14 protein-coding genes are annotated in these 13,382 nt (G+C 65.7%); 10 read left to right on the top strand and 4 right to left on the bottom strand.

The window, feature by feature from the left end:
• The first annotated feature begins 232 nt into the window (after window positions 1-232).
• Together CI41S_RS14640 and CI41S_RS14635 are read left to right on the top strand one after the other, a co-directional pair.
• Window positions 233-1,273: an IS110 family RNA-guided transposase gene (locus tag CI41S_RS14640; protein ID WP_139857752.1), complete on the top strand. Its 1,041-nt coding sequence runs from the start codon at window positions 233-235 to the stop codon at window positions 1,271-1,273.
• 384 nt (window positions 1,274-1,657) lie between these two features.
• Window positions 1,658-2,050 (top strand): carboxymuconolactone decarboxylase family protein, encoded by a 393-nt coding sequence (locus tag CI41S_RS14635; RefSeq protein WP_139859874.1) that lies wholly within the window; start codon window positions 1,658-1,660, stop codon window positions 2,048-2,050.
• Here CI41S_RS14635 and CI41S_RS14630 read toward each other — a convergent pair.
• Complete coding sequence (locus tag CI41S_RS14630; protein ID WP_139859871.1) at window positions 2,030-2,566, bottom strand: hypothetical protein; 537 nt, start codon at window positions 2,564-2,566, stop codon at window positions 2,030-2,032. The genes CI41S_RS14635 and CI41S_RS14630 overlap by 21 nt on opposite strands.
• Window positions 2,567-2,790: 224 nt before the next feature.
• The gene (locus tag CI41S_RS43470; RefSeq protein ID WP_172626997.1) at window positions 2,791-2,964 is read right to left on the bottom strand and encodes a hypothetical protein; all 174 of its coding nucleotides are present in this window, start codon (window positions 2,962-2,964) and stop codon (window positions 2,791-2,793) included.
• Window positions 2,965-3,333: 369 nt separating this feature from the next.
• Between CI41S_RS43470 and CI41S_RS14625 the strand changes: the two genes are divergently transcribed.
• The 6 genes from CI41S_RS14625 (at window position 3,334) to CI41S_RS14600 (ending at window position 9,552) form a co-directional block, all read left to right on the top strand.
• Complete coding sequence (locus tag CI41S_RS14625) at window positions 3,334-4,251, top strand: ABC transporter permease subunit (protein WP_139484677.1); 918 nt, start codon at window positions 3,334-3,336, stop codon at window positions 4,249-4,251.
• 67 nt (window positions 4,252-4,318) lie between these two features.
• Entirely contained in the window at window positions 4,319-5,587 is a 1,269-nt protein-coding gene (livM, locus tag CI41S_RS14620) for a high-affinity branched-chain amino acid ABC transporter permease LivM (protein ID WP_430650020.1), read from the top strand.
• Window positions 5,584-6,411: an ABC transporter ATP-binding protein gene (locus CI41S_RS14615; RefSeq protein ID WP_139859867.1), complete on the top strand. Its 828-nt coding sequence runs from the start codon at window positions 5,584-5,586 to the stop codon at window positions 6,409-6,411. Before livM ends, CI41S_RS14615 begins: the two co-directional genes overlap by 4 nt.
• Window positions 6,408-7,154, top strand: coding sequence for an ABC transporter ATP-binding protein (locus CI41S_RS14610; protein WP_139859864.1), 747 nt, complete (start codon window positions 6,408-6,410; stop codon window positions 7,152-7,154). Before CI41S_RS14615 ends, CI41S_RS14610 begins: the two co-directional genes overlap by 4 nt.
• A gap of 164 nt (window positions 7,155-7,318) precedes the next feature.
• Window positions 7,319-8,437, top strand: a complete 1,119-nt coding sequence (locus CI41S_RS14605) for a branched-chain amino acid ABC transporter substrate-binding protein (protein WP_139859861.1) — start codon at window positions 7,319-7,321, stop codon at window positions 8,435-8,437.
• Between the two features lie 119 nt (window positions 8,438-8,556).
• Window positions 8,557-9,552, top strand: a complete 996-nt coding sequence (locus CI41S_RS14600; protein ID WP_139859859.1) for a P1 family peptidase — start codon at window positions 8,557-8,559, stop codon at window positions 9,550-9,552.
• Window positions 9,553-9,764: 212 nt separating this feature from the next.
• Here the strand turns inward: CI41S_RS14600 and CI41S_RS14595 are convergent, their stop codons facing one another.
• Complete coding sequence (locus CI41S_RS14595) at window positions 9,765-10,523, bottom strand: EF-hand domain-containing protein (RefSeq protein WP_139859857.1); 759 nt, start codon at window positions 10,521-10,523, stop codon at window positions 9,765-9,767.
• Between the two features lie 250 nt (window positions 10,524-10,773).
• Between CI41S_RS14595 and rpe the strand changes: the two genes are divergently transcribed.
• Both rpe and CI41S_RS43465 read left to right on the top strand, forming a co-directional pair.
• Complete coding sequence (rpe, locus tag CI41S_RS14590) at window positions 10,774-11,475, top strand: ribulose-phosphate 3-epimerase (RefSeq protein WP_139484670.1); 702 nt, start codon at window positions 10,774-10,776, stop codon at window positions 11,473-11,475.
• A 276-nt stretch (window positions 11,476-11,751) separates the two neighbouring features.
• Window positions 11,752-11,892, top strand: a complete 141-nt coding sequence (locus CI41S_RS43465) for a hypothetical protein (protein ID WP_172626996.1) — start codon at window positions 11,752-11,754, stop codon at window positions 11,890-11,892.
• A gap of 30 nt (window positions 11,893-11,922) precedes the next feature.
• Here the strand turns inward: CI41S_RS43465 and CI41S_RS14585 are convergent, their stop codons facing one another.
• A complete protein-coding gene (locus CI41S_RS14585; protein WP_139859855.1) occupies window positions 11,923-13,377 on the bottom strand; it encodes a serine/threonine protein kinase in 1,455 nt (484 codons plus the stop codon).
• Between the last annotated feature and the right edge of the window lie 5 nt (window positions 13,378-13,382).

Genomic DNA, 13,382 nt, shown 5'->3' with positions numbered 1-13,382 from the left:
ACGCCTTCACCGAAGCCGTGGTCGGCTTTCTGACGCAACGCTAGCCCAATCTCAGCGTGTAGATGGGGTAACGGGCCCGCGGTCCTCCCTTCCAAGCAAGCCGCGCTAGCTACGGCGCTGTTTTGATGCGCGCGTCGCGCGGCTTGCTTGGAAGGGGGGCGGTCGTCCCTCACATTGATGGTGTAACGGAGTCGGGGCTTGAGCCCGCTCCAAGCATCGAGGAGAGACGACCATGGACCATTATGCCGGAATCGACGTGTCATTGGAATGCTCCAGCGTGTGCGTTGTCGATGCGAACGGCAAGATCGTTCGCGAGGCCAAGGTGGCGAGCGAGCCGGAGGCGCTGATCGACTGGTTCCGCTCGCTCGGGTTCGATCTGGCCAGGATCGGACTTGAAGCCGGACCGCTGTCGCAATGGCTCTATGCGGCGATGAAGAAGGCCTGTCTGGCGGTCGAGCTTCTGGAGACGCGCCATGTGAGCGACGCGTTCAAGGCGATGCCGGTGAAGTCTGACCGCAACGATGCCCGCAATATCGCGCAATTGATCCGGCTCGGCTGGTTCCGGCCGGTCCACTGCAAGTCGATGAGCGCGCAGGAGACCCGCGCAATGCTGACGGCGCGCAAGCTGGTCCAGAACAAGCTCCAGGACGTCGAGAACAGCCTGCGCGGGATCTTGCGCGGCTTCGGCTTGAAGGTCGGCAAGACAACCAAGCGCAGCTTTGCGCCACGGATCCGCGAGCTGGTGGCCGGTCATCCGGCGCTCGAGACGATCGCCGAGGCGCTGCTCGCGGCCCACACGGTGCTGGTGCGCGAGTTCAACGGATTTGAGAAGCGGGTGCGGGCGATGTCGCGGTTGGATGCCAAGGCCAGGCTGCTGATGTCGACGCCGGGCGTAGGACCGGTCACCTCGCTGACCTATGCCAGCGCCATCGACGACACCTCCCGCTTCATTTCGTCGAAGCGGGCGGGGCCGCTGTTCGGGCTGACGCCGAAGAAGTATCAGTCGGGCGAGACCGACTATTCCGGCCGCATCAGCAAAAACGGCGACGCCGCGGTGCGCGAGGCGCTCTATGAGGCCGCCCACAGCATCCTGAGCAAGCCGATCAAGGGCTGCGCGCAGCTCAAGAGCTGGGCGATGCGGATCGCCCGCCGCGCCGGCATCAGCAAGGCCAAGGTGGCGCTGGCGCGCAAGCTCGCCGTGATCATGCTGCGCATGCTCAAGGACAACGTCCCCTTCAACGCGACTGCCAAGGCAACCGCCATGGCGGCTTAAAACAGGAGCAAACAAGTTTTCGGGCGGGTCACCACACCAGCCTTCCCGAAGCGAAGTCCCTTCGCCGGGACGATGGATCAGGTCAGGCCGTCATCCGGGTTGTCGACGCATCCCACGATGCGATCACGCTTCCGTAGATTGGCCGACCTGCTCCTCTTAGAACCCCATCAGGCGACGGCCACCGCGCCGATCCCGTACAGAAGCAGGTTCCCGGCGAGCGGATGATGCAAAAAGGGATTGACTAACCAGGGCCCGTTACAGAAGCCCGGATGGAGCGAAGCGAAATCCGGGACAGATTTCGCAGCGGGCGCAGAAACCCCGGATTGCGCTACGCTCCATCCGGGCTACGAGTTCATGACTCGCGATGACGAGGAGACAATTTCAATGGACGACAACCAACGCCGCGACGACGGCATGACGCAGCGCCGCAAGGTGCTGGGCAATGAATGGGTCGACAAGTCGCTCAAGAACCGCAACGCCTTCAACACCGACTTCCAGGACCTGATCACCCGCTACGCATGGGGCGACATCTGGACGCGGCCGCATTTCGATCATCGCACGCGGCGGGTGCTGGTGATCGGCACGATGGTCGCGTTGGGACAGTGGGACGAATTCCGCCTGCATGTGCGGGCGGCGCTGGCCGAGGGCGGCTTCTCGCCCGACGACATCAAGGAAATCCTGCTGCAGCAGGCGATCTATTGCGGAGTGCCTGCGGCCAACCACGCCGTCAAGGAAGCAAACGCGATCATTGCCGAGCTAGGGCTGCTGAAGGGATAGCTCTCCGGCGGGCACTACGGGCGGAGGCGTCGCGGCAACGGCATCCGGTTTGGCCGCCGGCTTCGGCGCGGTGTCGACCAGCATCACGATCGCGGTGCCGAGCAGCATCAACAGCTCGGCCGCATGCATGCGCAACGCGCCGAGCTCGCCGGTCTTCGAGGCCAGCAGCATGCTGACGAAGCTGAGCACGCTGCCGAGGCACAGCGCCACCGCAAGCGCCTCGTCGCTGCCGCCGTTCTTGCGCATCCTCGGGAAAGCGACCATGGCGAGGAACAGGGCGAAGAACGCCACCACGGTGATCCGCGCCAGCGCCAGCATCCAGGCGAGCCGCACCGTCGCCATCTTGGCGAGTTGCAGATGGTCGCTGGCATACAGCGCGATCGACACGCTCGGCCGCTCGTAGAGCCCGTGGATCGGCGACACCATGATGTTGAAGGCGATGATGGTCCAGACCGGAATGAAATAGGCGGCGAGCAGCGCGCCGTTGAATGAACTGATCCGCCAGTTGCTGGACATGACGCTTCCCATGCTTTGCGCGGCCCGCTGAAGCGGGCGGTTCGACCAGCGACCTAACGCCGTTCAATTGCCGGCAGCAATTTAAACCCTTTGTTTACCTTAACCGGCACGATCAATTCCTGGGGATCGCATCGGGAACAGCCGTGTCCGTGCCAAATCGGGGCAAAGGAAAAGGCCCCGCCTGCTCGGCGAGACCTTCTCATCTGCTGCTTGCCTACCGCGCCTTAGCGATCCAGATCGGGGTCCTGGTCCTGACGGCCCGGATCCATCTGCTGCTGGCCGGGCTTCTGGCCGCCCTGCTGCTGACCGGGCTTCGGGCTGCCGCCCTGTTGCTGCTGACCGGGCTTTTGGGGCGGGCTCTGGCCCTGCTGCCCGGGGCTCTGGTTCTGTTTGTTCACGCAAAATCTCCTTTGCTTGATGGAAGCATGGAGGCAACGCAGGCCGCAGCAGCGGAGTTGCGCGGGGAACACGAGTTCCGGCGTGATCATTGCAAGGCAGCGCCGTGTCGCCCCTGTGACATCGGAACCGCACCCGCCAAACTAGTTATGTACAAGCCTTCTCGCCGCACCCCGCGCTGTTGCCGCCGCCGGGGTTCCGCTGTTAGAAAATGACACGACGCGGGGAAAATGGCTGCCGGGGGCCCTCGCCGCGTCCTCGAGATAGCGTTTTCGAGCGAAGTGGGGACCGGTTCGCGTGAAGAAAACGCGTCCAAATCAAACGAGAGCCAGTTCGGTTCTCAACCGAACAGGCTCGAACTACGGCAGCGCATGGATTATTTCGCCCAGCAACTGATCAACGGCCTCGTGCTCGGTTCGATCTACGGCCTGATCGCGATCGGCTACACGATGGTCTACGGCATCGTCGGCATGATCAACTTCGCCCATGGCGACATCTTCATGATCGGCGGCTTCATCGCGCTGATCTCGTTCCTGGTGCTGGTGTCGCTCGGCCTCACCGCGGTGCCGGTGATCCTCCTGATCGTGCTCCTGGTCTCGATGGTGATCACCGCGCTCTATGGCTGGACCATCGAGCGCATTGCCTACCGACCTCTAAGGCATTCGTTCCGCCTGGCGCCGATGCTGTCGGCGATCGGCATGTCGTTCGTGCTGACCAACTTCTCGCAGGTGTCGCAGGGCGCGCGGGTCAAGCCGGTGCCGCCGATCATCACCGGCGGCTACACGCTGCATGAGGGACCGGCCGGGTTCGCGGTGCAGCTCTCCAACATTCAGATCGTCGTCGTCATCACGACCATCGTGCTGCTCGCAATGTTCACCTGGATCGTGTCGCGCACCCGGCTCGGCCGCGACATGCGCGCCTGCGAGCAGGACCAGACCATGGCCGCGCTGCTCGGCGTCGACGTCGACCGCACCATCTCGATGACCTTCGTGATCGGCGCTGCGCTCGCCGCGGTCGCCGGCATGATGTACCTGTTGTATTACGGCCTGGTGGATTTCTTCATGGGCTTCGTCGCCGGCATCAAGGCGTTCACCGCCGCCGTGCTGGGCGGCATCGGCTCGCTGCCCGGCGCGATGCTCGGCGGGCTTGCGATCGGCCTGATCGAGACGTTCTGGTCGGCCTATTTCTCGGTCGAGTACAAGGACGTCGCCGCGTTCTCGATCCTGATCGTGGTGCTGATCTTCATGCCGACCGGCCTGCTCGGCCGTCCCGAAGTCGAAAAAGTCTGACGGACGCCCTGTGAGCGCAACATCAGCCCGCCCCTCGCCCGCACCGTCAACATCGGGCGCCGCCTTCATCTTCAAGAAATCCCTGATCAGCGCCGGCGTCGCGCTGGTGCTGTTCTCGCTGATGATCGGTGTGCGCACCGAGGCCGGGCCGCAGGGCGGCCTGATCTACTGGACGCGGTTCGACGATCTCGCAGCGCTCGTCGCCACCGTGTTCGGCGGCAGCATCATCGTCGAGCTGCTGCGGCAATGGTGGGGACCGGTCGACACGGAGCGGATGGTTCCAAAACCGGTGCAGGCCGCGATGTCGTTCGTCGGACGTTGGCTCGCGCCGGCGCTGCTGATCTTCGCCTTCCTGATCCCGGTGATCTTCTACGACCAGCGCTACATTCTCGACCTCTCGATCCTTGTGCTGACCTATGTGATGCTGGGCTGGGGCCTCAACGTCGTGGTCGGCCTCGCCGGCCTGCTCGATCTCGGCTATGTCGCGTTCTACGCGGTCGGCGCCTATTCCTACGCGCTGCTCGCCACCAATTTCGGACTGTCGTTCTGGGTCTGCCTGCCGCTCGCCGGCATCCTGGCGGCGTTCTGGGGCGTGCTGCTCGGCTTCCCGGTGCTGCGGCTGCGCGGCGACTATCTCGCGATCGTGACGCTCGCCTTCGGCGAGATCATCCGCCTCGTCATCATCAACTGGCAGAGCCTGACCGGCGGCCCCAACGGCGTCTCCGGCATTCCGCGCCCGACCATGTTCGGCATTCCGCTGACGCCGGGCGATGACGGGCTGGCGGCGCGGCTCGGCATCGAGTTCTCGCCGACCCACCGCATCGTGTTCCTGTTCTATCTGATCCTGGCGATGGCGCTGCTTACCAACTGGGTGACGATCCGGCTGCGCCGGCTGCCGATCGGGCGGGCCTGGGAAGCGCTGCGCGAGGATGAAGTGGCCTGCCGCGCGCTCGGCATCAACGTCACCACGACCAAGCTGACCGCGTTCGCGACCGGGGCGATGTTCGGCGGCCTTGCCGGCGCGTTCTTCGCGACACGGCAGGGCTTCATCAGCCCGGAATCCTTCACCTTCCAGGAATCGGCGCTGGTGCTTGCGATCGTCGTGCTCGGCGGCATGGGCTCGCAGCTCGGCGTCGCGCTGGCCGCGGTCACCATGATCGGCGGCTTCGAGCTGTTCCGCGGGCTCGACCAGTACCGCATGCTGGTGTTCGGCATGGCGATGGTGCTGCTGATGATCTGGCGGCCGCGCGGGCTGATCGGCCATCGCGCGCCGACCGTGTTTTTGGAACGCAACCAGGCGATCTCGTCCGACCTCGTCAAGGAGGGCCACGGATGAGCGACGACATCCTCGCCGTCGACCGCCTGATGATGCGCTTCGGCGGCATCGTCGCGGTCAACAGCCTGTCCTTCACCGCCGAGCGGCGCAAGATCACCGCGCTGATCGGACCGAACGGCGCCGGCAAGACCACGGTGTTCAACTGCATCACCGGCTTCTACCGGCCGAGCGGCGGCGCGATCCGCCTCACCCATGACGACGGCCGCAACATCCAGCTCGAGCGGCTCGGCGATTTCCGCATCTCCAAATACGCCAAGGTGGCGCGCACCTTCCAGAACATCCGCCTGTTCCCCGGCATGACCGCGCTGGAGAATTTGATGGTCGCCCAGCACAACGCGCTGATGCGCGCCTCCGGGCTGACCTTTCTCGGCCTGATCGGGGTGCCGTCCTGGCGCGAGGCCGAACAACGCGCGATCGATCTGGCGCGGACCTGGCTCGACCGCGTCGGCCTGCTGCCGCGCGCCGACGATGCCGCCGGCAATCTGCCCTATGGCGACCAGCGGCGGCTCGAGATCGCGCGCGCGATGTGCACCGAGCCGGCGCTGCTCTGCCTCGACGAGCCGGCCGCGGGGCTCAACGCGCGCGAGAGCGGCGGGCTCAACGAGCTCTTGCTGTCGATCCGCGAGGACGGCACGTCGATCCTTTTGATCGAGCACGACATGTCGGTCGTGATGGAGATCTCCGACCACGTCGTGGTGATGGACTACGGCGTCAAGATCGCCGAAGGCACCCCGCAGGCGGTGCGCGACGATCCCAAGGTGATCGCCGCCTATCTCGGCGCCGACGAGGAAGAAGCCATCGCCGTGATGGAGAGCGGCACGTGAGCGCGGCAGCTTCAACTCCCCTGCTCGCGGTGCGCGGACTGCGTGCGGCGTACGGCAAGATCGAGGCGCTGAAGGGTGTCGACATCGAGATCAATGCCGGCGAGATCGTCGCGCTGATCGGGGCCAACGGCGCCGGCAAGTCGACGCTGATGATGACGATCTTCGGCAAGCCGCGCGCCCGCTCGGGGAGGATCGAGTTCGACGGCCACGACATCACCGGCGTGCCGACGCACGACATCGCGCGGCTGCGCATCGCGCAATCGCCGGAGGGGCGGCGGATCTTTCCGCGCATGAGCGTGGCGGAAAACCTGCAGATGGGCGCCGACGCCACCGACTGCAGCGAGGCGGAACGTGCCGCCGGGCTCGAGCGCGTGTTCGCGCTGTTCCCGCGGCTGAAGGAGCGCATCGCGCAACGCGGCGGCACGCTGTCGGGCGGCGAGCAGCAGATGCTCGCGATCGGACGCGCCTTGATGAGCCGGCCGCGCCTGTTGATGCTGGACGAACCCTCACTCGGGCTCGCGCCGCTGATCGCGCGGCAGATCTTCGACGCCATCCGCACGCTGAACCGGCAGGACGGCCTCACCGTGCTGATCGTCGAGCAGAACGCCAACCATGCGCTGAAGCTCGCCCATCGCGGCTATGTCATGGTCAACGGCCTGATCACGCTGGCCGGAACCGGCGCCGAATTGCTGCAGCGCCCTGAAATCCGCGCCGCCTATCTGGAAGGCGGCCGCCGCGGCTAGCAGCACGCTTTCTCAGGCTGCCCCTGCAGCAAGATGCTGCAGCCGCAGCGCCGTTTTGCCTGAAAATTGCCGGTGACTTCGCCGGAAAATCAGCCGACAATGCCCGCGGTTAAGGGCCCTGCCCGGGTCCTCCCGCAAGAGGCAACGACCACGAGGGACGTCTCATGAAATCACTGAAGCTCATCGGCCTGGCATTGGGCGCTACGTTCGCATTGTCGGCGAGCGCATTCGCGCAAGACATTACCATCGCAGTGGCGGGCCCGATGACGGGCTCCGAATCCGCTTTCGGCCGGCAGATGAAGAACGGCGCCGAGCAGGCGGTCGCCGACATCAACGCAGGCGGCGGCGTGCTCGGCAAGAAGCTCAAGCTCGAGGCCAACGACGATGCCTGCGATCCGAAGCAGGCGCGCTCGATCGCCGAGAAGATCGGCGGCGCGAAGATCCCGTTCGTGGCCGGCCACTTCTGCTCGTCGTCGTCGATCCCGGCTTCTGAAGCCTATGCGGATAGCAACGTGCTGCAGATCACGCCGGCCTCGACCAATCCGCTGTTCACCGAGCGCAAGCTCTGGAACGTGGCGCGGGTCTGCGGCCGTGACGACCAGCAGGGCCTGGTCGCCGCCGACTTCATCGTCAAGAACTACAAGGGCAAGAACGTCGCGATCCTGAACGACAAGACCACCTACGGAAAGGGCCTCGCCGACGAGACCAAGAAGGCGCTGAACAAGGCCGGCTTCCAGGAGAAGATGTTCGAGTCCTACAACAAGGGCGACAAGGACTTCAACTCGATCGTCTCGCGCCTGAAGCGCGACAATATCGACCTGGTCTATGTCGGCGGCTACCACCAGGAAGCCGGCCTGATCCTGCGCCAGATGCGCGACCAGGGCCTGCAGACCGTGCTGATGGCGGGCGATGCCATGAACGACAAGGAGTTCGCCTCGATCACCGGCCCGGCCGCGGAAGGCACGCTGTTCACCTTCGGCCCCGACCCGCGCAACAAGCCGACCGCGAAAGCGATTGTCGAGAAGTTCAAGGCCAAGAACATCGATCCCGAGGGCTACACGCTCTACACCTACGCCGCGATGCAGGTGTGGACCCAGGCCGTCGCCAAGGCCGGGTCGACCGACGCCAAGAAGGTGATGGACACGATCAAGGCCGGCGAGTGGGACACCGTGCTCGGCAAGATGGCGTTCGACGCCAAGGGCGACATCAAGGCGATCGACTATGTCGTCTACAAGTGGGACGCCAAGGGCAACTACACCGAGATCAACCCGAAGGGGTCTTGAGATCCCTCGCTGCTGATCTGACATCAGAACGCGCAACAAAACGCCCCGGTCCGCCGGGGCGTTTTTCTTTATCCCCGCGGCTGCTATATCGGAGCGATCGGATAGCCGCGCGAGGCACCTTGAAAAACCTGCTCACCGATATTGCCGGCGTCAGCGTCGGCCACGCCGATGACGCCGCGATTGGCTCGGGCGTCACGGCGATCCTGTTCGATCGCCCGGCGGTGGCCTCGATCGATGTCCGCGGCGGCGGCCCCGGGATCCGCGAGGACTCGCTGCTGGCGCCGCATAACGTGGTCGATGCGGTCGACGCCATCGCGCTGTCCGGCGGCTCCGCGCTCGGGCTCGATGCCGCCGGCGGCGTGCAGGCGTGGCTTGCCGAGCGCGGCCGCGGCTTTCGGATTCGCGACGCGGTGATCCCGATCGTGCCGGGCGCGATCTGCTTCGACCTGCTCAACGGCGGCAACAAGGCGTGGGGCCGCTTTCCGCCCTATCGCGATCTCGGCTATGCCGCGGCCGACGCCGCCGGCGGCGATTTCCGCCTCGGCAGCGTCGGCGCCGGCATGGGCGCGACCACGGCCAATCTGAAAGGCGGCCTCGGCTCGGCGTCGGCCAGAACCGACGACGGCGTGACGGTCGCGGCGCTCGCCGTGGTCAATGCGGTCGGCAGCGTCACCGTCGGCACGGGCCCCTGGTTCTGGGCCGCGCCGTTCGAGGTCGATAGCGAGTTCGGCGGCCGCGGCCTGCCGCCGTCGTTCACATCGGACATGCTCAGGATGCGGCTGAAGGGCGGCGCCGAGGCGACCGCGGCGGAGAACACCACGCTGGTCGTGGTCGTGACCGACGCGCAACTGACCAAGGCGCAGGCCAAGCGGCTCGCGATGATCGCGCAGACCGGCATGGCGCGCGCGATCTATCCGGTGCACGCGCCGCTCGATGGCGACGTGGTGTTTGCCGCGGCGACCGGCGCGAAACCGATCGATCCGCTGTTCGGCCTGACCACGCTCGGCGGGATCGCGGCCAACACGGTGGCGCGCGCGATCGCCCGCGGCGTGTATGCGGCGACCGCACTGCCCTTCCCCGGCGCGCTGCCAAGCTGGCAGGACCGGTTCGGGTAGGCATTCCGAAGCTAAGTTGAAATAGAGCCGCATCGAAAGTGCGCTCCCTCGCCCCGTTCTTACGGGGAGAGGGTTGGGGTGAGGGGCTGGCTCCACATCAGCGGTGATAGCGGAGTCCGCGGAGAGTCCCCCTCACCCGGAACGCATCTGCGATGCGTTCCGGCCTCTCCCCGCAGGCGGGGAGAGGCGAAGGAGGTGCCTGAGGATCTACGTTACGCGCTGACCGAAAGCTGCGCGGAGGCCTGGGCGGAGATCGCCTGCGCCTGGCGCTGGATCAGCTGCTCGACGAAATAGTAGGACGAGGTCGCGCTGCCGGACGCCGACGATGCAGCCGGCTTCGTCATCGACACCTTCGAGCCGTCGGCGTAGGTCATCGTGGTCGTGGTCGAGCCGTCGCTGTTGGTCACCGAGGTCGAGGTCGCGCCGTCCAGCGCCTGCATCAGCGGATCGGAGCTCGATCCGCTGGAGCTGGAGCCGTCGCTCGAGCCGCTCGCCATGTGGTGGTGATGGCCGCCCTTGTGGCCCTGGAGCGCCTGCGACATCTCGTTAAGGCTGACGTTGCCGTCGCCATCGGCGTCGAGCTTGCCGAACACGTCGTCGGCCTGCGCGGTGTTGGTGCCGCCGGCGCCGAGCGCATTCTCGAACTCGGTTTGCGTGATCTTGCCGTTGCCGTCGGCGTCGATCTGCGAAAACAGATCCTTCAGCGCGTCCGACCGGCTGGTCGGGGCCGAGCTTGTCGAGGCCGACGTTTGCGACTGCGCGGCGAGCAGCGCGCTCATCGTCTCCGGCGAGATCTGTGCGGAACCGCTGCCCGACGCCGTCCCGGCCGAGCCGGACGTCGACGGGGTGGCCGAGGGCGAAAACAGGCCGGTCCCCTGTTTGGCAGCACCGGTCTGCGTCGTCGATTTCGACGACATCAGCGAGCTCAGGAGATCGATGGCCGAGGACGCAGCGCCAAGGGCAAACAACATGGCAATACTCCGAACAAGCCGCGCGCGGCGGCAAAAACGCTTGCCAGCTCGGTCAGCAAGCGCCGTGCCATGCAAAAAGCCCAATAAAACCGGGCTTTTCCCCCACCGCGCGGGTTCCGCGCGCCCGGCAAGAGCTGCCGCTGCGGCAGAATTTTCCTTGTCCCGCGCGCCCCCGCCTCGCATTGCCCGCCCGGCGTCCGCATGTTAGGCGGGCTAGCCCGTCGCCCCAAAAGTCTTTCGGAACAGCGCTATGACTCCGTCATTCACCCCGCGTCCCCTCGTCATCGCTCCGTCGATCCTGGCGTCGGATTTCTCAAAGCTCGGCGAGGAGGTCCGCGCCGTCGACCAGGCCGGCGCCGACTGGATCCATCTCGACGTGATGGATGGGCACTTCGTCCCCAACATCTCCTATGGCCCCGACGTCATCAAGGCGATGCGGCCGCACACCAAGAAGATCTTCGACGCCCATCTGATGATCTCGCCGTGCGATCCCTATCTGGAAGCCTTCGCCAAGGCGGGCTGCGACCACATCACGGTTCATGCCGAGGCCGGGCCGCATCTGCACCGCTCGCTGCAGGCGATCCGCGCGCTCGGCAAGAAGGCCGGCGTCTCGATCAATCCGGCAACACCGGCAAGCGCGATCGAATATGTGCTCGACCTGATCGACCTCGTGCTCGTCATGTCGGTCAATCCGGGCTTCGGCGGCCAGGCCTTCATCCGCTCGGCGCTCGGCAAGATCAGCGACATCAGGGCGATGACCGCGGGCCGCCCGATCGACATCGAGGTCGACGGCGGCGTTGCACCAGATGTCGCGGGCGAGCTCGCCGCCGCCGGCGCCAACGCCTTCGTTGCCGGCTCGGCGGTGTTCAAGGGCGGCACGATGGAGGCCTACAAGGCCAACATTGGTGCGATCCGCAACGCCGCAGCCCAGGCGCGCGGCGAAGCCATCTGACCAACTTCCGATAGCACTGGAGCTATTTCCGTTCCGATAAAATCGGAACGGAGCTCTAGATTCTCGTTTCGATGCGTTTTCTTAACGCGAACCGGTAACCACTTCGCTGGAAAACGCTCTGTTGTGCGCCGGCACATGCAAATGCGGCGCACAACACGCTGCTGCGCTTTTGCAACATGCACAATGTTTTTGCGGGAGACCGGTGTCATCCGGACTTCACAGACTCCGCCAATCCGATGCACAAATGGCGCATAAGAAATCTAGGGAGGCGCCATCATGACGATGACCCTTGTTTGGGCAAGCGTCGCTTTGTGGGTCGGCTCGAACATTGCCTTCGCCGCGCGCCGTATCTACGTGACGTGGCCCGATCGGACGGTAAGCGCACAGTTCATCTACATCCATTCGCGCCGGGCCTGAGGGCGAACCGGAGCGCGAGGGAACGCGCGATCAGAACATTCCAGGCGGGACCGCCGCGTCATCGCTCGGCCCGGCGTCCGGCTGTGATGCCAGGCGCGAAGGACGCACCACGGTCACCGTGCACGGCGCCTCGGACGCGATCTTGGCGGAGACGCTGCCGAGCAGCGCGCGCATCATAGAGTTCTGCCGCGCGCCGATGATGATGTGATCGACCAGATTGACCGCGGCGAACTCCAAAATTGCGGCGGCGGGATCGACCGCCTCCAGCACATGCACCGTCAGCCGGTCCTCCGCGAGGCGGAACGGCCGCGCCCAGTGCTGGAGCGCCACCATGCGGTCGATGTGCTTGTTCTGGCCCTGCTCGTCGAGGGTGCGGTCGATCGCCAGCCGATTGAGCTTGAGCACATTGACGCAAGCGAGCCGCGCCGATGGCGAGGTCGACAGCACCTGCTCGGCGGTGACGCGAATCGCCTCGTTCAGCTGCTCGGAACCATCGGCGATGTCGAGCGCGGCGACCACGATCGGGCTCGCGGCGAGTTGCGCGGCGACATCGGATTTCGGCTGCGGCGGCCCCGCGCCGAGATTGAAGCGGCGGCGCCAGACCGTGCCGAGGGAATCGCGCGCGAGACGTTTTGATCGCGCCGTCAGCTTGACCTGCTCGGGGTGGCCGAGATCGAAGGCGAGCTGCGCCGCGGTCGGATAGCGCGCGGCGGGGTCGATCTCCAGACAGCGCAGCACGATCTCCTGCAGCCAGGGCGGATAGTCGGTGCGGAGCTTGCGCGGCGGCACGGGATCGCGCCACAGCCGGCGGCGCATGCCGCGCAGGGTTTCGCTCTCGCCGAACGGCCGCACGCCCGTGGTAAAGAAGTAGAGCAGCACGCCGAGCGAGAACAGATCGCTGCGCGGATCGTCGCGCACGCCGAGCAGACGCTCAGGCGCCATGTAGGGCGCAGTGCCGAACGGCAGGCGGAACTCCTCCTGCAGCAGATCGGGCAGATGCTGGTGATGCGAGAGGCCGAAATCGATCAGCACCGCCTCGCCGCGCTCGCGGAACATGATGCTGCTCGGCTTGATGTCGTGATGGATGACGTTCTGGCGGTGCAGGCTGGTGAGCGCGGAGGCGATTTTGCCGGCGATGCCCCTCGCCTCCTCGTAACTCATCGGCAGATCGTCGATCCGCTTGTAGAGCGTTTGCCCGGGGATGCGCTCCATCACGACATAGGCCTGGCGCTCGAAATCGCCGGTGCCGAAGCACGCCGGCACGTGCGGCCCCGACAGCCGCGGCAGGATCATCTGCTCCATCTCGAAGCTGACGATCGCCGCCGGATCCTCGCCTTCGGCGACCAGCGGAACCTTCATCAGCAACGGCACCGTGATGCCGGGATGGGTGACGCTCCACAGAACAGCCATGCCGCCGCGGTGCAGCCGCTCGCCAATGGTGAAGCCGTCGATCTCGGCGCCGGGCTGCATCGTCAGCGCAGCCATCTGCA

Source organism: Bradyrhizobium ivorense (genome assembly GCF_900696085.1).
Lineage (GTDB): Bacteria > Pseudomonadota > Alphaproteobacteria > Rhizobiales > Xanthobacteraceae > Bradyrhizobium > Bradyrhizobium ivorense.
The sequence above is the reverse complement of the archived record's forward strand: the minus strand, read 5'-3'. Positions and strand labels throughout refer to the sequence as shown.